The following is a 26821-nucleotide window of genomic DNA, read 5'->3' as shown; positions in this document are numbered from 1 at the left end:
ATAGAAACTTTTTAAAACTTAATAAAAATTAGAAAGCTTATCATTTATATTGAATAATAAGATAGTTTGATAAACTTAAAAATAAAAAATAGCAATAATATTTTTCTAAAGGTAGAATGTTCTATTAAATTTTAATTTTTTGAAAAGAAAAAATTAAAAAAATCTTTATTAAGAGTAAATCTACTCATACATTTTTATACAAACTTTAGATATTTCAAAATTATAAAAAACTATAATATAATTTATTGTTTTCCTAACAAATTTATTTTTCAAATATTGTAAAAAATAAACAAATTTTTAATGCTAACACAATTCAGATAATCTAACTAAAGTAATTAAAGGATTTGGATATACACCTAGTATTAATAATATTACTCCCGAAATAAATATAACTATTCCAGAAGGAGTGTAAAACCAATAATTTTGTATATTCAAATCTTTTTTTAAAGATCGTGATGGATTTAAATATAAGTTCAAAATAATTCTTAAGTAAGAATAAAAACCTAATATAGTTCCAATAAAAAAAGTAATACCCATTATCCATAAATTTTCTTTTATAATAATTGATAATATATAAAATTTTCCAATAAATCCCATAGTCATTGGAATTCCTGCTAAAGAAAGAAAGACAATCGTCAATATACTAGATAAAATTGGTTGCAACCAAAACAATCCTTTATATGAAGAAATGGAATGATCAAACTTTTTGTTATTGGTATTTGAAATCAAATGGATAATACCAAAAAATGCTATATTACTAAATAAATAGCTAGATAAATATATTCCTGAAGCTTCTAAAGAAAATGTATAGTTCTTATCTGACGCAAGTAATACTATTAAAACATATCCTAGTTGAGATATAGATGAATACCCAAAAAATCTTTTAATATTATCTTGGAAAAGAGCCATAAAATTACCAATTAATATAGAAAGAACAGTCATTGCAGATAATATAAAGTACAATATTCTATTATTTGAATCAGCAATATGTGATAAAAAATGTAACAATGCAGTAAAAATAGAAATTTTACCGACAGTAGAAAAAAAAGATAATACTGGAAGAGGAGTACCTTGATAAATATCTGGAGTCCATAAATGAAAAGGTACAATAGATAATTTAAAAAATAAAGAAAAGAGCATCATGATAATCCCAAATAATACTAGTAATTGTTCATTTTCAGATGCTATTTTTAATATTTGAGTTAAAGATATAAAACCAAGATTTCCAGAAACAGAATAAACCCATGCAGTACCAAGTAAAAAAAAACTGGATGCAATACCAGATAAGATAATATATTTAAATGAAGCTTCTAAGGAATATTTCTCATTATTAGAATAAGCAATTAAACCAAAAATTGGTAAAGATATTAGTTCAATATTAATAAAAAATGATGCCATATGATTTGAAATAATTAACGATATCGCACCTAAAGTTGAAAATATTATCAATAAATAAAATTCCTCTTTATTAAAACGATATTTCACTAACCATGGATATGCAAAAATACATGTGCTAATACTAGAAATTATAATCATTCCAATATATAAGATAGCATAACTGTCAATATGAAATAAACCCGTAATGTCTATGGGAACAATGCTAGTTAACAAGTATAGTGAAAAAAATGAAGATATAAAACCTAATATGCTAAAAACAGCAATAAAAAAATGATTTCGATTATAAGAAATAGATAATATGACTGTAATTGCAGTGAACATTACTATCAACAAAGGCAGCAAAGCTGTTAATTGTTGTAAATTTATTGTCATTATTAATTAAAACCTTATCTTGAAAATAGAATTTTTACATTATTTTTGAAAATTATGTATAGAAGGATATGAAAGATCGATAATTTTCTGAGGATTAATTCCTAAAAAAATCAATACAAAAACTAAGGCCAGTATTGTCCATAGTTCTTGTTTATTAATAAAAAAAATCGTAAAATTTTTCTTATATGCACCATAGAAAATTTTTTGAATTATATTTAAAGAATAAATAGCAGAAAAAATGATACCTGTTGTTACCAACATACATATAAAAGGAAACTGTTGAAAAGTACCAAATAAAATTAAAAACTCACCAATAAAATTTCCTGTACCAGGAATACCTAAATTTGCAAGAGAAAAAAATAAAGAAAAACCCGGAATCCAATAAACGCAAGACCACAACCCCCCCAATTTATTCATATCTTGAGTTTTAAAGCGTCTATAAAGTTGTCCGGATAAAATACACAGAGCCGTTGTAGATACACTATTAGATAATATTTGAATGATTACTCCTTGAAGTGCTATTTCATTATTGCTATAAATACCAATTAAAATTAGCCCCATATGAGAAAGAGAAGAATAGGCAATTAGTTTTTTAATATTTGTTTGAGAAAAAGCTAAAAAAGCCCCATAAAATATACTTATAACACCTAAAACAATAGCAATTGGCGCAAAATCTTTTGTTGAAAAAGGAAAGAGAACTAAATTATATCGTAAAAGAGAATAAGGAGCAGTTTTTATTAATAAACCAATAATTTCAATAGTACCACAAGATATAGATTGAGCATGAGTATCTGGTAACCAACCGTGAAATGGAACAATTGGCATTTTTATAGCAAATGCCAAAAAAAAACCTATCATAACAACATATTCTATGTGTTTATTAATGGGTTGCGTAAGTAATGAGTTATAATTAAACGTTAATATGTTAGTAACGTGATAATAACTAAAAACTAATAATAAAATAGAAGATAATAATATTAAACCAGAAGTCTGTGCATATATAAAAAATTTATTAGCAGCAAAAATAATTTTCTTTTTTTCAGATTGATCACTCCATAAAGTAATTAAAAAATACATTGGAACTAACATTAATTCCCAAAAACAAAAAAACAAAAATAGATCAATTGAAATAAAAACACCTATTACTCCACTCAAAACAAGCATAAAATTCAAATAAAAAAAACCTGTATTTTTTTTAATGTCATTCCACGAACATAAAACTGCTATAATAGATAAAAAAGAAGAAAAAATAAGCATAACAATTGAAAAACCATCTACGGCAATGTTGAACTCAATACCAAATCTTGGTATCCAAGGTACAATTAATTGACGATCCCAATTAGGATGACATCCTGTTTGAAAAAAATAATAATTATCTTGAATTAATATTTGCATGACAACTAATAATATGCAAAATATTCCTATTAATGCAATCCAACGAGGAAAATTTTTATTAAATCTACAAGAAAAAAAAGAAAAAAAACCACTAAAAAATGGAATGATAATTAATAAAGAAAGTAACATTGCATGTATATTCCTATTATTTACTACAACTATTTTAATCAATGAAATGATGTTTTTAAATTTAGAAAAAGATAAATTGAATTATATAAAAACTATTTTACATTCAACCAATAAATCAAAATAAAAATAGAATTAATACCTAATATCATTGAAGTCACATACCATCTTATATAGCCATTGCTAGTTTTTAATAAATAAATATTCATTATTTGAATAATGTGTAAGAAATAATTAATAATTTTATTAAATGGATCACGAGATATCATTTTAGATAAAAATAAATAAAATTTTATAAAAAATATATTGTAAAACCAATCAAAACCCCATCCCGTTAAAAAAAAATAATGTATATCTCTTATTAGTTTAAATTTAAATATTTCATCAATCCAATACGAATTTTTAATCCAAAAATAATAAGAAAAACATATTCCAGAGATAGATAATATACTGCATATTATTTCAAATATAAACTTATCATTATTCAATAGATTAGATGGAGGAAATATATTTAATAATGGCGGAGATATATATGAACCGAATACAGTAGAAAAAAACAAAAGAACTAGTAATGGAATATTATGTGCTAATTGATTAGCAGAAACTACTTTATGCACATTATTTCCATGAAAAACAACAAAAATCATTCTAAATGTATATAGAGCTGTTAAAAAAGAACAAAATAATGCAATTAAAAATAAATTAATATAACCACTTTGTAAAACACTAAATAAAATATTACCTTTACTATAAAATCCGGATGTAACTACAGGAAAAGAGATTAATGATGCACCTCCAACTATAAAATTAATATATAAAAAAGGTAATTTTTTACGCAAACCACCCATTTTAAATATATTTTTTTCATTTTTACATGATATAATTAATGAACCTGCAGATAAAAATAATAATGCCTTAAAAATTGCATGTACAATTAAATGCGTAATTGCTGCAGTCCATGCTTGTACACCTAAAGCTAAAAACATATATCCTATTTGACTCATAGTAGAATAAGCTAAAATACGTTTTATATCTGTTTGAACTAAAGCAGAAAAACTAGAAATTAATATTGTGAATGTACCAATAAAACCTATAAAATATAATATATCCGGAGTCAATAAAAATAAAAAATATGTTCTTGATACTAAATAAACTCCAGCTGTTACCATGGTCGCTGCATGTATCAAAGCTGAAACAGGAGTTGGGCCTACCATCGCATCAGATAACCAAGTTTGTAATGGTAATTGCGCCGACTTTCCAATAACACCTACTAATAAAAAAAAAGTAATAAAATTTAGATCGTAAAAATTTTCTACATTTAAAAAAGTTGATAAAAACTTAATTTCTTGAAAGTTTAAAGTGCCATATTCTTTGTATACTAAAAATATTCCGATTATCAAAAAAACATCAGAAATTCTAGTGAAAATAAAAGCTTTAAAAGCTGAATAACAATTCTTATTTTCAGTATAATAAAAACTAATAAGTAGATAAGAACATACACTAACTCCTTCCCACCCTAAATACATAAATAAAAAATTATCAGCTAATACTAAAATAGACATACTTGCTATAAATAAATTAGTATATCCAAAAAAACGTGAATAACCTTCTTTACCTTTCATATACCAAGAAGAAAAAACATGTATTAGTAATCCAATACCTGTTACTACAAATAACATACTTAACGATAATCCATCTAAAAAAACAGTAAAATCAATTTTTAATTCATTAATAGATAACCAGTTCCATAGTCTCTGAGTAAAAACTTGATTAGTATTTTTTATAAAGCTTAGACCATACCAAGAAGTTATAATAAATGATATAAATATTGAAAGAATACCTATTTTTGAAATATTTTTTTTAGAAATAAAATCTTGTGTAAAAGATAACAACAAAAATCCAATTAGTGGAGATAAAATGATCAAGAAAATAATGTTCATCCATGCATCTCACTTAATATATCAATATTTAACGTTTTATAGCGTCTATAAATTTGAAGTAATAATGCTAAGGCTATACTCGCTTCTGATGCAGCTAAAGTAATGGAAAATATATACATGATTTGACCATCGACTTGATGCCAGTAACTACCTACTACTATTAATGCCAATGCAGCAGCATTCATCATTATTTCTAAACTAATTAATATAAATAATATGTTACGTCTAATAATTAAAGATGTTAAACCTAAAATAAATAATATCAGCGATAGAAATAATCCGTGAAATAAAGAAACCATGTATTATGATCCTTAATAAATTTTATTTATAATTATTTATTTTTATGTGTAATATTTTTTTCCGTACCAATATGAAAAACAACCACTAAAGCAGATAATAAAAGCATTGAAGATAATTCAACTAATAGTACATAAGGACCAAACAGATTAATTCCTATCATTTTTGTATCTATTAACAATCCTTCTATTTGTTTTTCTTTTAAAAAAAATATTGCATAAGTCATTGATAAGAATAATATTAATGATAAAATGATAGGACCGATCCAAAAAATGGATTTTAAATAATTATTTTCTTGTATATAATATTTATCACTAAGATTAAGCATCATAATAACAAAAACAAACAATACTATAATGGCTCCAGCGTAAATAATAACTTCTAAAGAACCAGCAAAAAAAGCACCAAGAGAAAAAAAAACACCTGCTATTGATAAAAGAGAAATAATTAAATATAATAACGCGTATACTGCATTTCTTTGTAAAACTACACATAAAGTAGAAATTACTGCTACACATGAACATATATAAAAAACCAATTCCACAAAACCCCCCTTATGGCAATAAATTTTTTACATTAACAGGTTCTTCTTCTATATCTAAGTGACCCGTTTTTTTACCTTGAAGAACTACCCCAGAAAAATTATAAAAATCATAATCTGGATATTTACCTGGACCGGAAATTAATAAATCTTTCTTTTCATATACTAAATCTTTTCTTTTAAAATCAGCTAATTCAAAATCAGGCATTAATTGAATAGCCGCTGTAGGACATGCTTCTTCACAAAAACCGCAAAATATACAACGAGAAAAATTAATTCTAAAAAACTCTGGATACCAACGACCATCAGTTTTTTCAGATTTTTGCAAAGAAATACAATCAACAGGACAAACTGCTGCACATAAATTACAAGCCACACAGCGCTCTTTTCCATCTATATTACGAGTTAATATAATACGTCCTCGATAACGAGGAGAAAGATTGACTTTTTCTTCTGGGTATGATTTAGTTTCAACTTTTGAAAAAATATTTGCACCAATCATTAAAATGCTTCTTATTTGCGTAAAAAACCCAATAATAATATTTTTAAAAATCATAAATAAAAAATCTCTTAGAAAAATTATAACAATAGAAAAAAAGCAGTTAAAAACAAATTAAATAATGTTAATGGTAAACAAAATTTCCATCCAAATGATAACACTTGATCGTATCTAGGTCTTGGCAAAGAGGCTCGAATTAAAATAAACATAAAAATAAAAAAAAATGTTTTTAAAAAAAACCAAATAAAACCGGGCAACCAAGGACCGAGCCAACCACCAAAAAAAAATGTTACTATTAATGATGAAATTGTAATAATAGAAATATATTCTCCAATAAAAAATAAACCAAATTTCATCCCTGAATATTCAATATGATAACCATCAGCTAATTCTTGTTCAGATTCAGGTTGATCAAAAGGATGTCTATGGCAAACAGCTAAACCTGCTATAAAAAAAGTTAAAAAACCAAAAAACTGAGGGAAAATATTCCAAATATCTTTTTGAGCAATTACAATATCTGATATTTTAAAAGATCCTGCTTGAGCGACAACGCCCATGAGAGACAATCCTAAAAATACTTCGTAGCTTAAAGTTTGAACACAGGCACGCATAGCTCCTAATAACGCATACTTATTGTTACTAGACCAACCCGCAAATAATACAGCATAAACAGATAAACTTGCCATCATTAAAAAAAATAATATGCCTATATTTAAATCAATAATAACAAAATTAGGACCAAATGGAATAATAGGAATTACACATAATAAAGAAATAAAAGCTATTATTGGTGATAAAACAAAAATAAATTTTCTACTAAATGGAGGAATCCAATCTTCTTTAAATAAAATTTTAATCATATCAGAGAATAATTGCAAACTACCCATCCAACCAACTCGGTTGGGTCCATATCTATTCTGAAACAAAGCTAACAATCTTCTTTCAAGAACACTCAAAAAAGCACCAGAAAAAATAACAAATAACAAAAGAAAAACGACTTTTAAAAAAGAAAAAAATATTTCAATTATCTTGATTTCTGATAAAATCATTTAGTAAATTCCTGTAAATATTTAATTTTTTTACCAATCAGATCAATAGGAAAACCTTTTCTTCCTATAGGCAAACCTATCTGTTTTTGATTAAGATATTTAGAAAATCGTATTGCTAAACGATAATCTTTATTTAAACAATTAAATACTAATATAGAGTCTTTTCGCAATCCCAATTTACTACCGTCTAATAAACCAATTAAAGCATATTCTACAGGAATATTTTCTTGTATAACAGATGAATACTGAGTTAATTCTTCATTACCAAAAAGATCATAATAAGGAATAATAGACCAATATTTTTCTTTTGTATCATCTTTAGAAGCAAAATCAAAATAAATATCTATTTTATTTTTATTTGTTTTAAAAACATGTGTTCCCGAATCACCTGAAATTAACTTTCTACCTATTTCTTTCTGAAATTTATTCCATGCTTGAGGTGAATTCCATCCAGGAAACCAAGCAAAAGGAATATGAGATACGGACTTATTGGGTTGACTATATCCTTCCATAGAAAATGCAAACATAGTATTATTATCTTCAGGTTGACAAGGTTCATGAACGTCAATATCAGCACGTAAAGATGTTCTTCCACTAGATCTAATAGGAGATCGAGCAATTTTTTGCCCATGAATGCGAAAATTAGCATTTAATTCTTCTATTTTAATATTTTCTAAAATAGGATATGTTTTCGTATATGCATTAATTACGTCATCTAAATTAAACCAAGAAATTTCTGTATTATAAATTTTAGATTTAAGAAAATGAAACCATTTCCAGCTTTCGATAAGACAATTATTCTTATAATAAAAAGTAGGATCATAAACTTGGAAAAAACGTTGTGCCCTACCTTCAAAATTTATTACAGTTCCAGAACTTTCAGCAAAATTAGTAGAAGATAAAGTTAATCCAGATTTTTTATAGGTTTTTGTATACTGATGGTCTACAGTAATAATTTTTTCTTTGTTTTTTAAAAACAAATCACAATCATATTGAGATGCAAAACGATATAAATCGTATTCCATAAAAATTATGGCATTTGCTTGTTCTTGTTTAAATGCTTCTAATGCAGATTCTATAGACATCCCTCCAATTAATCCAACACCTAAAGAATTAGAAGAAGATGTTAGAAGAGTAATACCAACATGATGATTAATGCTGTTAATTTTAATAGCTTTAGCTATATTTATAGCAGATTTTATAATGGAACCACTAAAAGAATTAGAACCTGAGATAATTAATGCTTTTTTGGATTTTTTTAATCGATGAGCGATTAACAAAGCTTGTTTTTTTAATAAAATATTTAAGTTTGAAACTATTGGTAAACTATTATCTAATTCATATGCAATAGCACGAGCGAAATTTACTTGTTCGTCGATAGAAGCATAATAACACCACTCAGAAACGTCGTCTAATTTACTCTCGTGTGTATGTATGATATAAAGGAAATTTTTAATATTTTCTGAAATATGAACTATAGAAGAAGAATTCCATCTTGGTATTCCACGTAAATTTGCTATATCTTCTGCCTTTTTTTTAATTGCTTGACGTACTGCTAAAGCAACTCGAGGAGATGTTTTAGTTAAATCTTCTCCTATTACTAATATAACATCATAACTTTCAATTTCTTTTAAAGATGGAGTATATATATAGTTATTTTTCAAGACGTCTAAAATCAATCTGATACATATCTGTTCTTTATTAGACATTCCATTAGAAAAGTTTTCTTTTCCTACTAATTCCTGTAATGAAAAATTATTTTCTATGCTTGATCTAGTGGAACCAACTCCAATAATACGTTTGTATCTTTGAAAAAAATCTACTCCTAGTTTTATGGCTTCATCAAAATTTAATATAGTAATGTTATTATTAATATTCAAATAAGTAGGTTGTTGCGGACGATTTTTTAAATTATTATGTAAATATCCAAAACGTCCTAGATCACAAATTAAATAATGATTAATATTTTCATGATATCTATTCTCTATTCGGCGTATTTCACCATAACGTTCTCCAATACTAATATTACAACCCACACTACAATTTTGACATATGCTTGGAGCATATTGCATATCCCACTTACGACTATATCTTTGAGAATGAATTTTATCAGTAAATACTCCAGTAGGACATAATTCTATTAAATTACCAGAATGTTCGCTTTCTAAAACACCATCCTCTACACGACCAAAATAAATGTTATTATTGGCACCATAAACGCCAAAATCAGTCCCATCTGAATAATCATTATAATACCTAACACACCTATAGCAAGTAATACAGCGATTCATTTCATGTTTAATAAAAGATCCTAAATATTGATTTTTATGTGTTCTTTTTTTAAATCTGTAATTGCGCATGTTGTGTTTAGTCATTACAGTCATATCTTGTAAATGACAGTGCCCACCTTCTTCACATACAGGACAATCATGCGGATGATTTGTTAACAATAGTTCTATAATAGTACTTCTAAAAATTTCTGATTCAGTATTTTTTATAGATATTATCGCTCCTTCTGTTACAGGAGTCATACAAGACATGATTAATCGTCCTTTCCGATCTTCAAAATTACTGTATTGCATAACAGCACATTGACGACATGCACCTACGCTTCCTAATAAAGGATGCCAACAAAAATAAGGAATATTAATACCCACTGATAAACAAGCTTGTAATAAATTATCTGATTGATTAACATCGTATGTTTTACTATCTATATAAATTTTAGTCATAAGAGAATAATTCCAAAAACTTCTATTTAGATAAATTTTTATAAAAATTATTTAAAATAAATATTTCAATGCTGCAATCAAATCTAATTCGATTGAATCCCAATAATTTTCTTATTTATATCTATGTTTTTTTTGCTAATTCCAGCTTCAAATTCAGAACGAAAATATTTTATCGCACTTTGTAAGGGTTCTATTGCTCCAGGTGCATGAGCACAAAAAGTTTTCCCTGGACTTAAATGGATACATAATCGCTCCAACGTGTATACATCATCTTTATGTCCTTGTCTTTTTTCTAAACTTTTCAATATTTTTACGATCCATGGTAATCCATCTCTACATGGAGTACATAAACCACATGACTCTCGAGCAAAAAATTTTTCTATATTATGCACAAGAGATACTATATTAGTTTTATTATCAACAGCCATGGCAAGAGCAGTTCCTAAACGACTTCCTGCTTTGCTAATATTATTAAAATCCATAGGAATATCTAAATCTGCTGGAGTAAGGAAATCCGTTCCTGCACCACCTGGTTGCCAGGCTTTTAAAAAAAATCCAGATTTCATTCCACAAGCATAATCTTCTAATATTTCACGAGCAGTTGTACCAAAGGGTAATTCCCAAACACCAGGGTTTTTTACTTTTCCCGAAAACCCCATCAATTTAGTACCAGCATCAACGCTTTTAGATAAATTTTTATACCAATTGATACCGTGTAATAAGATATAAGGTATATTAGATAATGTTTCAACATTGTTTACACAGGTCGGTTTTCCCCACAAACCAAATACTGCTGGAAATGGTGGCTTAGATCTAGGATTAGGTCTGCGACCTTCTAATGAGTTAATTAATGCTGTTTCTTCCCCACAAATATAACGACCAGCTCCAGTATGTAAAATTATTGTAAAATTAAAATTACTTCCTAAAATATTTGATCCAACGTAACCAAAATTAATTGCTTCTTGTATAGATTTTTTTAAAATATTTTCTGCTTGAATATACTCACCTCTTAAAAAAATATATCCACGAGAAACATTTAATGCATATGCTGCCAGCACCATCCCTTCAATTAATTGATGAGGAATCTTTTCAATTAATAATCTATCTTTATATGTGCCTGGTTCCATTTCGTCAGCATTACATACTAAATAACGACGATTTATAGAAAGTTTATTTTGAGACATTAAACTCCATTTTAAACCAGTAGGAAATCCTGCCCCCCCTCTTCCTTTTAAACCCGATTCTTTTATTGTGTTAATGATATCTTCTGGAAGCATTTCTTTTAATGCTTTTTTTAAAGCTTTATAACCATCTTTATTACAATATTCCTTAATCCAAATAGTTTGTTCGTCATCTCTTAAGCGCCAAGTAAGTGGATGTGTTTCTGCAATACGCAAAAATTTGTTCATTTATATGATTCCAGTAAACAGGGTATAGATTCTGGAGTTAAAAAAGAATATGTATCTTCATTAATCATAATTGTTGGAGCTTTATCGCAATTTCCTAAACAGCACACCGGTAATAAAGTAAATCGATTATCTTGAGTGGTTTCTCCTATTTTTATTTTTAAAAAATCTTCTAAAGCAATTTTTATTGCTTTATAACCAGTCAAAAAACACACGACACTATCACAATAACGAATAATATTACGACCAACAGGTTGACGAAAAATTTGACTATAAAAAGTAGCAACTCCTTCAACTTCACTTGGATTAATTTTTAGTATTTCGGCAATAGCATAAATCGCTTGATCAGAAATCCATCCCCGTTTCTTTTGAACAATTTTCAATGCTTCTATAGAAATAGCTCGAAAATTTTCATAGTCTTTTTTGTGTTTTTCTATTTCATTTATTTCTTCATTAGTTAATTGAAATTTTATAGAAATTTCTCGAAATTTACTTTTTTTTTATGCATAATTATCTATCCACGTCAGACATAACAAAATCTATACTACCCAAGTATACAATTAAATCTGATATTAAACTTCCACGAATTACTGAAGGTATTTGTTGTAAATGTGGAAAACTGGGTGTACGTATTCTTGTACGATAACTCATCGTACCACCGTCACTAATTAAGTAATAACTATTAATTCCTTTTGTTGCTTCAATCATTTGAAAACTTTCATTTTCTGGAATTACTGGACCCCAAGATACTTGTAAAAAATGAGTAATCATAGTTTCAATATTTTGCAAAACACATTCTTTAGAAGGAGGGGTGGCTAATGGATGCTCGGATTTAAAAGAACCTTCTGGCATATTATTTAAACACTGTTTTAAAATAATAAGACTTTGATAAATTTCTTCGACTTTTATCATTACTCTTGAATAGCAATCACTTTTTCCTGTTCCTATAGGAACTTCAAAAGTATAGTTTTCATATCCAGAATAAGGCCTCCATTTTCTTACATCAAAATTTAATCCCGTAGCACGTAAACCTGCTCCTGTAATACCCCATTTTAACGCTTCTTGTTTATTATATTGAGCAACTCCTTTAGAACGCTTAATTAAAATACTATTCTTTAAAGCGCTTGTTACATAATATTTTAGTCTTTTTGGCATCCAATCAAGAAATTCTTTTAATAAAATATTCCATCCTTTCGGAAGATCATTAGCTACTCCTCCAATGCGAAACCAAGCGGGATGCATGCGTGCACCAGTAATTGCTTCAATTAAATCATATATTTTTTGACGATCAGTAAAAGCAAAAAACACGGGACTCATACAACCTACATCTTGAATAAAAGTAGAAATATATAACAAGTGACTGTTTATTCTAAATAATTCTGACATCATTACTCTAATTACTTCTGCTTTTTCTGGAATTGAAATTTTAGCTAATTTTTCAACTGCCAAAATATAAGGCATTTCATTAACACAACCACCAAGATATTCAATCCGGTCAGTATATGGAATATAACTATGCCATGACTGACGTTCTGCCATTTTTTCAGCCCCACGATGATGATATCCAATATCTGGTACACAATCTACAATATTTTCACCATCTAATTGTAAAACGATTCTAAAAGCACCATGAGCTGAAGGATGATTTGGTCCTAAATTTAAAAACATAAATTCTACATTATCATTTTGACGCTTCATACCCCATAATTCAGGTTTAAATTTTAACCCTTCCATTTCAAAATCTTCTTTTTGTTCATTTAAAAAAAAAGGTTTGTACTCAGTGGCTCTTGCAGAATAATTTTTTCTTAATGGATGTCCTTCCCATGTACTAGGCATAAGAATACGAGTTAAATTAGGATGTTTATCAAAAAAAATACCAAACATATCCCAAGTTTCACGTTCATACCAATTAGCATTAGGAAACAAATTAGTAAATGTTGGTAAAATTAAATCATTTTCTAATAGTGGTACTTTAAGCATAATATCAGAATTTCGTTCAATAGATATTAAATGATAAAAAACTGAAAAATCTGCTTTAGGTAAATTTTCACGATGCAATCTGAGACGTTCATCTATACCATGTAAATCATAAAGCATGATATAAGGTTGAGATAAATTACATAAAAATTTTCCTACTTTTATTAATAAAACTCTATTAATCCATATAATAGGAAAACCAGTTAAAGTAATTTGATGAAAAAAAAATTCTTTACCAAAAACATTAAATAAAGTTGTAATTATTGAATCTGTTGATTTTTTTTCAGAATTATCCTTCAATAAAAATTTATTTTCTTGTTGAGTTGAATTTATCATAAATTTCTCATTATACTTGGTTTAAAAAAATATAATAATACTATCATTTAAAAAAATATTAGTAATTTTAAAGAAATTTATATTTTTGTAATAAAATTCTTTATGCATTGGGAAGATTTATAATTTTTATTCTTTTCTCTCTTTTTTCAATTTTTTCAGATAACATTTTTTTTTGATATATACCTTGTTCCCCAACAACCCAAGACAATGGTCTTCTTTCCTCATGAATTAATTTTTGCAATAATATTAAAGCTTGCATATAGGCTTCAGGACGAGGTGGACAACCAGGAATATAAATGTCTACCGGCAAAAATTTATCTACTCCTTGAACAACAGAATAAATATCATACATACCTCCAGAATTAGCACATGCACCCATAGAAATAACCCATTTTGGTTCTAACATTTGATCATATAATCTTTGAATAACAGGAGCCATTTTTATAAATGGCGTACCAGCAATCACCATAACATCAGCTTGTCTAGGAGATGCACGTAATACTTCTGAACCAAAACGTGCGACATCATGCACGGAAGTAAAGGCAGAAACCATTTCTACATAACAACAAGACAATCCAAAATTATAAGGCCAAAGAGAATTTTTTCTTCCCCAATTTACTAGTTTATGTAATATTTGAGTAATTTTTCCCATAAAGATATTTTTTCTTATATATTCTTCAATGGGATCTGAAACAGATTGAATAGTTTGTTTTGGATATTTTTTATTATTTTGATTAGTATCTATTTTAGTTAAAGTATAATTCATATTATGTCTCATTAACGTAAATTAAATTTGATATATAAAAACATTTAACAACATCTTTTTTTTAAGAGTTTAATAATATTAAGATGCCCAATTTAGCGCTTGAATACGAATTAAATAAAATAATCCCAATAAAAGAGAAATTATAAAAGTAAAAGCCTCACTAAATCCAATCCATCCTGATTCACATATACTAATAGACCAAGCATACAAATAAAGTGCTTCAACATCGAAAATAACAAAAAACATAGCGATTAAATAAAATTTAACAGAAAAATTAAGACAAGCGTTTTCAGTTGATATAATACCAGATTCAAAAGGAGTATTTTTGTACCTAGAAAAAGATCTACCTCCCATGATCGAACTTAAAAAAAGCATAAAAAAACAAAATCCTAAAGCAAAAATTATAAAAGCAAAAAAAGATAAACATTCAATATCTATTTGCATATGTCTCAACATGTCTTATTCCTAATAATTAAAATTTATTAATATTCTAATAAAAAAATATATTATAAGCTTAATCATAAAATAGAAAAAATAAAATTTACTATAACATTATATGTGTTAATGAATATCTTATCTTTAATAAAATAATAAATTATAATGCAACTTGCACCTTATCAAAACTTTATTTTTTTTACTCTAAACCCTTGATGAGCGAAAAAGCGACCCCATCTAATAATCATTCAACATTAAATAAATCACATACAATCCTATGTAACTAATTAAAAGCAAAAAAAATAGCTTAATAAAAGTTACAAAACTCAATTTATCAAAATATTCAATAGGAGAGTTTTCAATGGGTAAAATTATTGGTATTGACTTAGGAACAACCAACTCTTGTGTTGCCATTATGGATGGAAACAAACCTCGTGTTTTAGAAAATGCAGAAGGTGATCGTACGACTCCTTCAATTATTGCATATACTCAAGAAGGAGAAGTGTTAGTAGGACAACCAGCTAAACGTCAAGCTATAACTAATCCAAAAAATACACTCTTTGCTATAAAACGTCTAATTGGTAGAAAATTTAAAGATGATGAGGTACAACGCGATATAAAAATTATGCCCTATAAAATCATAAATTCTGATAATGGGGATGCATGGATTGATATCAAAAAACAAAAAATTGCACCGCCTCAAATTTCTGCAGAAGTACTAAAAAAAATGAAAAAAACTGCAGAAGATTTCCTAGGAGAATCAATAAAAGAAGCCGTTATTACAGTTCCTGCATATTTTAATGACGCTCAACGTCAAGCTACAAAAGATGCCGGAAGAATTGCTGGATTAGAAGTAAAAAGAATTATCAACGAACCTACAGCGGCAGCACTGGCTTATGGTTTAGACAAAGGACAAGGAAATAGAACAATAGCCGTATATGATCTAGGTGGTGGAACTTTTGATATATCGATTATTGAAATTGATGATGTTGATAAAGAAAAAACATTTGAAGTTCTTGCTACTAATGGGGACACTCATCTTGGAGGAGAAGATTTCGATAGTAGATTAATTAACTATTTAGTACAAGAATTCAAGAAAGAACAAGGAATTGATTTAAGAAATGATCCATTATCTATGCAACGTTTAAAAGAATCAGCAGAAAAAGCAAAAATAGAACTGTCATCTGCACAACAAACAGATGTAAATCTTCCATATATTACAGCAGATTCTCACGGGCCGAAACATTTAAATATCAAAGTTACTAGAGCAAAATTAGAATCTTTAGTAGAAGATCTAATTGTTCGATCTATTGAACCGCTTAAAGTTGCATTAAAAGATGCAGGATTATCAATAACAGATATAAATGATGTTATATTAGTAGGCGGTCAAACAAGAATGCCTATGGTTCAAGCTAAAGTAACAGAATTTTTTGGAAAAGAACCTAGAAAAGATGTCAATCCAGATGAAGCTGTAGCTGTTGGTGCTGCAGTACAAGGGGGGGTACTTTCCGGTGATGTTAAAGATGTTTTGTTGCTTGATGTAACTCCTTTATCACTAGGAATTGAAACCATGGGTGGTATTATGACTTCACTAATAACTAAAAATACCACTATTCCAACTAAACACAGCCAAGTCTTTTCAACAGCAGAAGATAATCAATCAGCAGTAACTATACATGTATTACAAGGTGAGCGTAAAAGATCGTCAGATAATAAATCTTTAGGACAATTCAACTTAGATGGAATTGAACCTGCACCTAGAGGAACAGCACAAATTGAAGTGACATTTGATATCGATTCTGATGGAATACTACACGTATCTGCAAAAGATAAAAAAACAGGAAAAGAACAAAAAATTACTATTAAAGCATCTTCTGGACTCAATGAAGAAGAAATTAAAAAAATGGTGAGCGATGCAGAAGCAAATTCTGAAGCCGATCAAAAATTTGAAGAATTAATTCAAACAAGAAACCAAGGTGATCAATTAGTTCACAGTACAAAAAAACAGCTAAATGATAATAAAGATTTAATTGAAGAACAAACTAAAAAAGATGTGCAATTAGCATTAGAAGAATTAGAAAAAGCATTGAAAGGAGAAAATAAATCTGAAATTGAAAAAAATATAAAAGTGCTTTTAAAAATATCATCTAAACTGACAGAAGTAAATCAAAAAAAATCAGAAAAAAACAAAAAAGAAGAAGATGAACCGTCAAATAAAAAAGAAGAAAATGTTGTCGACGCAGAATTTGAAGAAATTAAAGATCCTAAAAAATAATAAATTTTAGTCAAATTATCGGGAAATAATTATAACGGACTTCAAACTAGCACGGGCGTAGAATTTCATCTACGCCCGTGCAATTATTTTAACATTAGGAAGAGTAATAAAGAATGGCTAAAAAAGACTACTATCAAATTTTGGGAATTCCAAAATCAGCTGAAGAACGAGAAATTAAAAAGGCTTATAAAAGACTAGCAATGAAGTATCATCCAGATCGAAATCAAGGAGATAAAACTTCCGAAGGAAAATTTAAAGAGATAAAAGAAGCTTATGAAATTTTAATTAATGAAGAAAAAAGAAGTGCATACGATCAATATGGGCATGCAGCTTTTGAAAATGGTCATTCTGGTAACAACACATATAGTACTTTTACTAGTTCTTCAGATTTTGGTGATATTTTTGGAGATGTTTTTGGTGATATTTTTGGTGGAAATAGAACTCAAAGAGCTAAAAAAGGGGCTGATTTATGCTATAATATGGAGATTTTATTAGAAGAAGCAGTAAAGGGTACAAAAAAAGAAATTCGAATTCCTACTCTTCAAAAATGTAAAACATGTTATGGAAGTGGTGCAAATGCCGGTACTAAACCTCGTTCATGCAATACATGCCATGGGAAAGGTCAAATACACATTAGAAAAGGTTTTTTTACTGTACAACAATCATGTCCTACATGTCATGGGAAAGGTACGGTAATAAAAGATCCATGTCATACATGCTCTGGACAAGGACGAATTGAAACATACAAAACACTTTCTATAAAGATTCCACCAGGTGTAGATAATAATGATCGTATTCGTTTAAACAACGAAGGAGAAGCCGGTGCTAACGGAGCACAATCCGGCGATCTTTATGTTCAAATTACTGTTAAAAAACATCCTATTTTTGAACGAGAAGAAAACAATTTATACTGTGAAGTACCAATAAATTTCACAATGGCAGCTCTCGGGGGCGAAATTGAAGTACCTACATTAGATGGAAGAGTTAAATTAAAAATACCATATGAAACACAATCAGGAAAACTTTTTCGTATTCGTGGTAGAGGAGTAAAATCAGTACAAAATAGACATCAAGGTGATTTATTATGTCGTGTCGTGGTAGAAACACCTGTTAATCTTAATGAACAACAAAAAAACCTTTTATATGAATTAGGAAATAGTTTTAATGGTTTTAAAGGTGAAAAAAATAGTCCTCGTTCAAAACGATTTTTTGATGGGGTTAAAAGATTTTTTGACGAATTAACAAAATAATCTCTTATGCAGTATTGCTTCTGAATAAAATTTAGAGGCAATACTATTAGAAAAACTAATTTTTACATATCTTTTTAATTTTTAAAGATAAATTAGATTTATAACGTGCAGCTTTATTTTTATGTATTAAACCTTTACTCGCATGACTATCAATAATAGGTTGCATTTTTTCGAATGCATCTTGTGCTATTTTTTCATCACCAGATATAATAGCCTTTCGTACTTTTTTTATAAAAGTACGAATCATGGAACGCCGACTAGAATTTTGTTTGCGACGTTTTTCGGATGCCAATGCATCTTTTTTAGAAGCTTTAATATTAGCCAATTTTGACCTCTATATTTTAAAAAATTAAACATTTATTTGAAAAAATAATATTAATGAATATACTGAAATATATTAATATCATAATACTAATTATTCATTTGATATTATCACGATATTTAATAAGAAAATGCTAAAAAATTTTATATTCCAAGTTTTTTAATCAAGTTTTTTAATATAGATGCTTCATTTTATAAGATAAGGTCAACTTAGTAATGAAGATTATACGAGGTATTCACAATCTTAAGAGAATAAATTCTAGTTCAGTGGTTACCATTGGTAATTTTGATGGAATACATTTAGGTCATCAAAAACTTTTTTCTAATACATACGAAATAGGGAAAAAATACCAAATAAAAACTATAATAATTTTATTTGAACCTCAACCATTAGAATTTTTAAAAAAACAAGAAGCTCCAGTTCGGATCACAACATTTCGTGAAAAAATCAAAAGAATTTTGTCGTATAATTTTGATAAAATTTTATGTATAAAATTTAATAAATCTTTTTCATCTCTAGATCCAAAAGATTTTATCATAAATATACTAATAAATAAACTACGCATAAAATTTATAGTAGTAGGAAATGATTTTAGATTTGGTTGCCAAAGACATGGTAATATCGATCTTTTAAAAACACTAGGAAAAAAACATCAATTTCAGATTGTACAAATTAAACCTTTATACATAAATAACATAAAAGTCAGCAGTACTAATATTAGGAAATTTCTTTTTCAAAACGATATAAAACACGCTTCTCTTTTGCTTGGTCGTTTATTTAGTATTTATGGTAAAGTGGTTCATGGAAGTGCAATAGGAAGAACAATCGGTTATCCTACAGCTAATATACTTTTAAATAAAAATTTCTTACTGTCTAACGGAGTATATGCCGTCCGAGTTCGTTGTTTTTCAAATAGAGACTTTATCGGAATATCTAATATTGGTGTTAAACCTAGTTTTATAAACACTCAAAAAAATAGATTTCTTGAAACTTACTTACTAGATATAAAAATAAATTTATACAGAGAAAATATAGAAATTTTTATATATAAAAAAATTCGTAATGAACGATTTTTTTCTTCAAAAAACGAACTCAAAAATCAAATTTCTAAAGATATTGAAATAGTTAAAAAATATTTTAAGAATGATAAAAATTAACACAAAAAAGAGAAAAGAATGGATGATTATAAAAAGACTTTAAATTTACCTAAAACAAAATTTTCCATGAGAGGAAATCTATCAGAAAAAGAACCAATAATATTAAAAAACTGGCATAAAGATAATCTATATAAATTAATCAGGAAAAAAAAAGAAGAAAAAAAAATATTTTTTCTTCATGATGGTCCGCCGTACGCTAATGGAAATATTCACATTGGACACGCGGTAAATAAGATTTTAAAAGATATTATAATAAAATCCAAAAACATATCGGGTTTTGATGCGCCGTACATTCCCTCTTGGGACTGTCATGGCCTCCCAATTGAACAAAAAGTTGAAGAAGTAATTAACTTTAATCATGAAAAAATATCAACTTCGGAATTTCAAAAAAAATGCAGAATGTATGCAGAAGATCAAGTTAAAAAACAAAAAAAAGATTTTATAAGATTAGGCATAATAGGTGATTGGGAAAATGCTCATCTTACTATGGATTTTAAAAACGAAGCCAATATTATTAGAACATTATCTAAAATTATTAAAAAAAAATATTTATACCAAGATTTCAAACCTATACATTGGTGTCTTAAATGCTCTTCTTCACTATCTGAAGCAGAAATTGAATATTCCGAAAAAACTTCAGACTCAATTATATTTGGTTTGAAATGTATAAAAAAATCTTTTATAGAAAAATTATTTAATTTTAAAAAATCGCATAAAAAAGAAACATATTTACTTGTTTGGACAACAACACCTTGGACTCTTCCGTCAAGTCAAGCCATTTCTATACATCCAGATTTTGAATATGAATTAATAGAAACAGAAAAATATAATTTTATTATAGCAAAAAAATTAGTTAAAAAAGTACTCAGCATACTAAATATAAAAAAATGGACGGTAATATATTCTATAAAGGGAAAAAATTTAGAATATATAAAATTTTCACATCCATTTTTAAAAAATATTAATTTACCGGTAATACTAGGGAAGCATGTAAACCTTGAATCAGGTACTGGAGCCGTACATACAGCACCAGATCATGGATCTGATGATTACATCATATGTCAAAAATATAATATTAAAACAAGTAACTTGGTAGATGTTAAAGGAAACTATATTTCTAATATACATCCACAATTAGATGGGATGAATGTTTTAAAATCTAATCCAACCATTATGAGTCTATTAACTAAAAATAATGTATTATTCCATCATGAATCTTTAGTACATAGTTATCCACACTGTTGGAGACATAAGTGTCCAATTATATATAAAGCAACTGCACAATGGTTTATCAGTATAGATCAAGAAAAATTACGTGATAAATCTTTAGAAGAAATAAAAAAAGTATCTTGGATACCTCGATGGGGCGAATCAAGAATAAAAGAAATGATGAAAAAACGACCTGATTGGTGTATCTCAAGACAAAGAAAATGGGGTGTTCCAATGTCTATTTTGATACATAAAAAAACAGGAAAAATACACCCAGAAACTTTTTTTTTAATGGAAAAAATAGCAAAAAAAGTAGAAAAAGAAGGAATACAAGCATGGTGGAATATAGATTTAAAAGAAATATTAGATAAAGAATATAAATTGTATGAAAAAGTTTTAGATATATTAGATGTATGGTTTGAATCGGGAAATACGCATACTTCAATAAAATATAAAAATAAAAAATATACTAAAAATAATGCGGATATGTATTTAGAAGGTTCAGATCAACATAGAGGTTGGTTTATGTCTTCGCTAATAATATCAACATTGATAAATGAAAAAGCACCATATTCTGAAGTATTAACTCATGGATTTGTAGTCGATGGAAAAGGACAAAAAATGTCTAAATCTATAGGAAATACTATTAGCCCCAATAATATAGTAAATACACTGGGAGCTGATGTTTTAAGATTATGGGTTGCATCTTCTAATTATTCTAATGATATTTCTATTTCTAATGAAATATTAAAAAGTTCATCAGATATATATAGAAGGATTAGAAATACAGCACGTTTTATGTTGGCTAACATTAGTGATTTTGATCCTACAACAAATATAATACCTAAAAATAATATGGTTTTTTTAGATAAATGGGCCATAGGACAAACTAAAATAGTTCAAGAAGAAATTATTGAATATTACAAACATTATAATTTTCACGGAGTAGTACAGCGTTTAATGTATTTTTGTTCTATAGAAATGGGCTCTTTCTATCTCGATATTATAAAAGATAGACAATATACTTTAAAAAAAAATAGTCGAGAAAGACACAGTTGTCAAACAGCTATATACTATATAATTAATTCACTCGTACGGTGGATAGCACCAATATTATCTTTTACTGCTGATGAAATATGGAATTATTTACCAGAAAAGAATTCTAAGTATGTATTTATGGAAGAATGGTTTGATAAATTATTTTATTTAGATCAAGATGATCTACTTAATTATCAATTTTGGGACGAAATAATTAAAATTAAAAATGAAGTTAATAAATTTTTAGAAGAAGAAATAAAAAATAAAAATATTAACAATTCACTTGAAACTTGTATAACTCTATATGTTTCTTCTAAATTATTAAGTAAACTGGAAATTTTAGGAAAAGAGATAAAATTTATATTTTTAACATCTGATGCTAAAATAAAATTATATGATGCAGCTCCCTTAAATAGTAAAAAAAGTAAAACAATACCATATTTGAAAATTTCTTTAAAAAAAATTAAAGGCAAAAAATGTCTTAGATGTTGGCATTATTTTATTTTAACTCAAAGTCATGTGCACGATAACAATATTTGTAATCGATGTATTTTAAATACAATAGGAAATGGTGAAAAACGTATATTTATATAATGAAAAATCAATATTTTAAAAAAAATAATAAATGGATTTATATATCCATAATAATTTTTATCGTTATTATAGACATCTTTAGCAAAGATTGGATCGTAAAAAATATAAAACCAAATGAAATAAGAGAAATATGTTTGATATTAAATTTTTTTCATATACATAATTATGGAGCAGCTTTTAGTATATTATCTGATCAAACAGGATGGCAAAGATGGTTTTTGTCAATTGTCAGCATTTCTACTATACTAGTAATAATTAGAATGATTATAAATTCTAACAAAAAAGAAACAAAAAAAATAACTGCTTATTGCTTAATAATTGCGGGTGCAATGGGTAATTTAATAGATCGCATCTCTTATGGATTTGTAATAGATTTTATTGATGTACATCTTAATGATTGGCACTTTGCTACGTTTAACATAGCCGATTGTAGTATTTTTATTGGCATTATTCTATTCACACAAATGAATTATTAAATTAAAAAAATATTCTATTTTTTAAAAAATCAAATAATTTATATAATATTTAATTTCTATTAATATGCATATATTGGAGATATTAAGTATAATGAATATTATATTAACTAATCCAAGAGGCTTTTGTGCTGGGGTTAAAAGAGCAATTTTAATAGTAGAAAATGCATTAAAAATATATAAAAAAACAATCTATGTCAGACATGAACTAGTACATAATGAATATGTAGTGAATACATTACGTCAAAAGGGAGTTGTGTTCGTTCAAGAAATCTCAGAAATTCCAGATTATTCAATAGTCGTTTTTTCAGCACATGGAGTGTCAAAAAAAGTTATTCAAGAATCTATAAAGAAAAAACTAATTATCTTAAATGCCACTTGTCCACTAGTTACAAAAGTACATATAGAAGTTTCAAATGCTAGTAAAAAAGGAATAGAAACAATTGTTATTGGTCATAAAGGACATCCAGAAGTTGAAGGTACTATGGGGCAGTATGATAATAAAAATGGTAAAATATACCTTGTTGAATCAGTAAAAGATGTTGATAATTTATCTGTCAAAAATAGCGAGAAATTAAATTTTGTAACGCAAACGACTCTATCTATTACAAATACAAAAGATATTATTTCTTCTTTACAAAATAAATTTCCAAAAATTTCTGGTCCTATAAAAGAAGATATATGTTATGCAACAACAAATCGTCAAATAGCGGTTAAAAAATTAACTCAAATAACTGATATGATACTAGTAGTTGGTTCAAAAAATTCTTCTAATTCTAATCGTTTAGCAGAGTTAGGAAACGAAACTGGTACATTCACAAAACTTATTAGCTCTTTTTCTGATATAAAAAAAATATGGTTAAAAAACGTACATTATATTGGTATTACAGCTGGTGCTTCTGCACCAGAAATATTAGTAACAGAAGTAATTCAATATTTACAAAAACTGGGTGCTAATAAACCAATAGAAATGTTAGGTATAAAAGAAAAAACAATTTTTAAAATTCCTAGGAAATTTTTATATATTAAAAAAATGTAGATCATACGGACTAAATAATGAATAAAAAAACTCGTATTGCAATTACTGGACCTCTAGGTCGTATGGGTCAAAATCTTATTAAAGAAATACAAAAAAATAAACAAACATGTTTAACAGCTGCATTAGTTCAAAAAAATCATAAATTAATTAATGAAGATATTGGAGAAGTACTTGGAATAAAGAAAATAGGCGTTTTTATAAGTGATCAATTAGATATAAAAAAGAATAATTTTGACGTTTTAATTGATTTTACTCAACCTAATAGTACATTAAAGTATTTAAAATATTGCAGTCAGTTCAAGAAAAATATCGTTATTGGTACTACTGGTTTTTCAACAGAAGAAATGAACATTATACAATCACATTCTAAAAAAATTGGCATAATACTTTCATCAAATTTTAGCATAGGAATTAATTTATTATTTCAACTAATTAAAAAAACCACTGAAATAATAGGAAAAAATTCTGATATTAATATTATTGAATATCATCATCGTAATAAAATAGATGCTCCTTCAGGAACAGCTTTAGCAATAGGAGAAATAATATCAAAAGTAATGAATTGGGATTTAAATAAACATTCAATATATTATCAAAAAGGAATCACCGGAATCAGAGAAACAAAAAAAATTGGTTTTTCTATTGTACGTGCAGGTGATATTGTTGGTAAACATACTGTGATGTTTTCGAATTCCGGTGAAGAAATTAAAATTACTCATACTGCATCAAATAGAACATCTTTTGCTAAAGGTGCAATACAATCTGCTTTATGGATTCATAAAAAAAACACAGGTTTATTTGATATGCAAGATGTACTATCTTTTTCATGATATATTAATATAATTTATTCTATGTATTTTAAAAAAATAATTATATTATCTCTCATTATAAGTACAATATATAATTGTTTTAAAGTATATAAATGTTAACTATCATAATAGACAAAAATATTAATTTTCGTTAAAATAAAATGTAAGTATTATAATACTAATTCTTACTTAGAATAAAAATTAAAATAAAAAGTTTTTTAATGGAGGATGTTTTGAGCCAATCAGCAATACTGGTTTTAGAAGACGGAACTAAATTTCATGGACGAGCTATTGGATCTGAAGGAATGACTGTAGGTGAAGTTGTTTTTAATACATCAATAACTGGTTATCAAGAAATAATTACTGATCCCTCTTATTCACATCAAATTGTAACGTTAACTCATCCCCATGTCGGAAATGTTGGAACTAATTCTAACGATGAAGAATCATCTAAAATTCATGCAAAAGGACTTATTATTCGTGATTTGTCACCGATTGCAAGCAACCACCGAAACAAAAAAAGTTTTTCTTCTTATCTAAAAGATAACAAAATTGTTGCAATATCTGATATTGATACAAGAAAATTAACACGAATCTTACGTATAAAAGGTTCGCAAAATGGATGTATTATAGAAGATAAAAAAGAAAATTATTCAATAGCATATCAACACGCTAAAAATTTTTTAAATCTACAAGGATTAGATTTAGCAAAAGAAGTTTCTACTAAATTCATTTACAATTGGAACGAAGGAAGTTTTATTTTTAAGAAAAAAAAATTTTATTCTCTTAAAAAAGAACAAGCTTTGTTTCACGTAGTTGTATATGACTTTGGTGTTAAAAGAAACATACTTCGTATGCTAGTAGATAGAGGATGTTATTTAACTGTAGTTCCTGCTGAGACTGATCCACAAAAAGTATTAAATTTATTTCCAGATGGCATCTTTTTATCTAATGGACCAGGAGATCCTAGACCTTGTCAGTATGCAATTCATGCTATTCAATATTTTTTGAAAACTAACATACCTATTTTTGGGATATGCTTAGGACATCAGCTACTTGCTTTAGCTAGCGGAGCTGAAATTATTAAAATGAAATTTGGACATCACGGGGCTAATCATCCAGTTAAAGAAATAAAAACTAACCGTGTTATTATTACATCTCAAAATCATAGTTTTACTGTAGATATAAAAAACATGCCAAATAATATAGAAATTACACATAGCTCGCTTTTTGATGGAACATTACAAGGACTATCTTTAACTAATGCGACAGCCTTTAGTTTTCAAGGTCATCCAGAAGCTAGTCCTGGACCACATGATGCTTCATCTTTATTTGATAAATTTATTCAATTAATCGCTCATAAACGAATCAAAACTCAGTAATTAA

The 26821-nt window shown here is 27.3% G+C and carries 22 protein-coding genes; 8 read left to right on the top strand and 14 right to left on the bottom strand.

Annotated features, from left to right (window positions below):
* Positions 1–303: 303 nt before the first annotated feature.
* The 13 genes from D9V68_RS00835 to ndhC form a co-directional block, all read right to left on the bottom strand.
* Complete coding sequence (locus D9V68_RS00835) at positions 304–1770, bottom strand: NADH-quinone oxidoreductase subunit N (RefSeq protein ID WP_158357422.1); 1467 nt, start codon at positions 1768–1770, stop codon at positions 304–306.
* 39 nt (positions 1771–1809) lie between these two features.
* Positions 1810–3294 carry an NADH-quinone oxidoreductase subunit M gene (gene nuoM / locus D9V68_RS00830; protein ID WP_158357420.1) on the bottom strand — a complete coding sequence of 495 codons (1485 nt, stop codon included), beginning with the start codon at positions 3292–3294 and terminating at the stop codon, positions 1810–1812.
* 92 nt (positions 3295–3386) lie between these two features.
* Positions 3387–5231 carry an NADH-quinone oxidoreductase subunit L gene (nuoL, locus tag D9V68_RS00825; protein ID WP_158357418.1) on the bottom strand — a complete coding sequence of 615 codons (1845 nt, stop codon included), beginning with the start codon at positions 5229–5231 and terminating at the stop codon, positions 3387–3389.
* Complete coding sequence (gene nuoK, locus D9V68_RS00820) at positions 5228–5530, bottom strand: NADH-quinone oxidoreductase subunit NuoK (protein WP_158357416.1); 303 nt, start codon at positions 5528–5530, stop codon at positions 5228–5230. Before nuoK ends, nuoL begins: the two co-directional genes overlap by 4 nt.
* Positions 5531–5562: 32 nt before the next feature.
* The gene (gene nuoJ, locus D9V68_RS00815; RefSeq protein ID WP_158357415.1) at positions 5563–6072 is read right to left on the bottom strand and encodes an NADH-quinone oxidoreductase subunit J; all 510 of its coding nucleotides are present in this window, start codon (positions 6070–6072) and stop codon (positions 5563–5565) included.
* Between the two features lie 10 nt (positions 6073–6082).
* A complete protein-coding gene (gene nuoI, locus D9V68_RS00810; protein WP_158357413.1) occupies positions 6083–6625 on the bottom strand; it encodes an NADH-quinone oxidoreductase subunit NuoI in 543 nt (180 codons plus the stop codon).
* Between the two features lie 23 nt (positions 6626–6648).
* Positions 6649–7617, bottom strand: a complete 969-nt coding sequence (gene nuoH, locus D9V68_RS00805; protein WP_158357411.1) for an NADH-quinone oxidoreductase subunit NuoH — start codon at positions 7615–7617, stop codon at positions 6649–6651.
* Positions 7614–10349 carry an NADH-quinone oxidoreductase subunit NuoG gene (gene nuoG, locus D9V68_RS00800; protein WP_158357409.1) on the bottom strand — a complete coding sequence of 912 codons (2736 nt, stop codon included), beginning with the start codon at positions 10347–10349 and terminating at the stop codon, positions 7614–7616. The genes nuoH and nuoG overlap by 4 nt, the downstream gene beginning before the upstream one ends.
* 83 nt (positions 10350–10432) lie before the next feature.
* On the bottom strand, positions 10433–11758 hold the full coding sequence (gene nuoF / locus D9V68_RS00795; RefSeq protein WP_158357407.1) for an NADH-quinone oxidoreductase subunit NuoF: 1326 nt from the start codon (positions 11756–11758) through the stop codon (positions 10433–10435).
* Positions 11755–12234, bottom strand: coding sequence for an NADH-quinone oxidoreductase subunit NuoE (nuoE, locus tag D9V68_RS00790; protein WP_158357405.1), 480 nt, complete (start codon positions 12232–12234; stop codon positions 11755–11757). Before nuoE ends, nuoF begins: the two co-directional genes overlap by 4 nt.
* A gap of 31 nt (positions 12235–12265) precedes the next feature.
* Positions 12266–14068, bottom strand: coding sequence for an NADH-quinone oxidoreductase subunit C/D (gene nuoC / locus D9V68_RS00785; RefSeq protein WP_158357403.1), 1803 nt, complete (start codon positions 14066–14068; stop codon positions 12266–12268).
* Positions 14069–14168: 100 nt separating this feature from the next.
* On the bottom strand, positions 14169–14834 hold the full coding sequence (locus tag D9V68_RS00780) for a NuoB/complex I 20 kDa subunit family protein (RefSeq protein WP_158357401.1): 666 nt from the start codon (positions 14832–14834) through the stop codon (positions 14169–14171).
* A 78-nt stretch (positions 14835–14912) separates the two neighbouring features.
* Complete coding sequence (ndhC, locus tag D9V68_RS00775; RefSeq protein WP_158357399.1) at positions 14913–15290, bottom strand: NADH-quinone oxidoreductase subunit A; 378 nt, start codon at positions 15288–15290, stop codon at positions 14913–14915.
* 340 nt (positions 15291–15630) lie between these two features.
* Here ndhC and dnaK point away from each other — a divergent pair, with 340 nt between their 5' ends.
* The gene (dnaK, locus tag D9V68_RS00770; RefSeq protein WP_158357397.1) at positions 15631–17544 is read left to right on the top strand and encodes a molecular chaperone DnaK; all 1914 of its coding nucleotides are present in this window, start codon (positions 15631–15633) and stop codon (positions 17542–17544) included.
* Between the two features lie 113 nt (positions 17545–17657).
* A complete protein-coding gene (gene dnaJ, locus D9V68_RS00765) occupies positions 17658–18794 on the top strand; it encodes a molecular chaperone DnaJ (RefSeq protein WP_158357395.1) in 1137 nt (378 codons plus the stop codon).
* 55 nt (positions 18795–18849) lie between these two features.
* Here dnaJ and rpsT read toward each other — a convergent pair whose 3' ends face one another.
* Entirely contained in the window at positions 18850–19119 is a 270-nt protein-coding gene (gene rpsT, locus D9V68_RS00760) for a 30S ribosomal protein S20 (RefSeq protein ID WP_158357393.1), read from the bottom strand.
* 212 nt (positions 19120–19331) lie between these two features.
* Here rpsT and ribF point away from each other — a divergent pair, with 212 nt between their 5' ends.
* From ribF to carA, 6 genes are all read left to right on the top strand, one after another.
* Positions 19332–20273, top strand: a complete 942-nt coding sequence (gene ribF / locus D9V68_RS00755) for a bifunctional riboflavin kinase/FAD synthetase (protein WP_158357391.1) — start codon at positions 19332–19334, stop codon at positions 20271–20273.
* 18 nt (positions 20274–20291) lie between these two features.
* On the top strand, positions 20292–23114 hold the full coding sequence (gene ileS, locus D9V68_RS00750; protein WP_158357389.1) for an isoleucine--tRNA ligase: 2823 nt from the start codon (positions 20292–20294) through the stop codon (positions 23112–23114).
* Positions 23114–23590: a signal peptidase II gene (lspA, locus tag D9V68_RS00745; RefSeq protein WP_158357387.1), complete on the top strand. Its 477-nt coding sequence runs from the start codon at positions 23114–23116 to the stop codon at positions 23588–23590. Before ileS ends, lspA begins: the two co-directional genes overlap by 1 nt.
* 91 nt (positions 23591–23681) lie before the next feature.
* On the top strand, positions 23682–24626 hold the full coding sequence (gene ispH, locus D9V68_RS00740) for a 4-hydroxy-3-methylbut-2-enyl diphosphate reductase (RefSeq protein WP_158357385.1): 945 nt from the start codon (positions 23682–23684) through the stop codon (positions 24624–24626).
* A 17-nt stretch (positions 24627–24643) separates the two neighbouring features.
* Positions 24644–25456 (top strand): 4-hydroxy-tetrahydrodipicolinate reductase, encoded by an 813-nt coding sequence (gene dapB / locus D9V68_RS00735; RefSeq protein ID WP_158357383.1) that lies wholly within the window; start codon positions 24644–24646, stop codon positions 25454–25456.
* A gap of 212 nt (positions 25457–25668) precedes the next feature.
* Positions 25669–26817 carry a glutamine-hydrolyzing carbamoyl-phosphate synthase small subunit gene (gene carA, locus D9V68_RS00730; protein WP_187308326.1) on the top strand — a complete coding sequence of 383 codons (1149 nt, stop codon included), beginning with the start codon at positions 25669–25671 and terminating at the stop codon, positions 26815–26817.
* The last annotated feature ends 4 nt before the right edge of the window (positions 26818–26821 follow it).

The sequence above is a fragment of the Buchnera aphidicola (Hyperomyzus lactucae) genome, assembly GCF_005081705.1.
GTDB classification, from domain to species: Bacteria; Pseudomonadota; Gammaproteobacteria; order Enterobacterales; family Enterobacteriaceae; genus Buchnera; species Buchnera aphidicola_Y.
The sequence above is the reverse complement of the archived record's forward strand: the minus strand, read 5'-3'. Positions and strand labels throughout refer to the sequence as shown.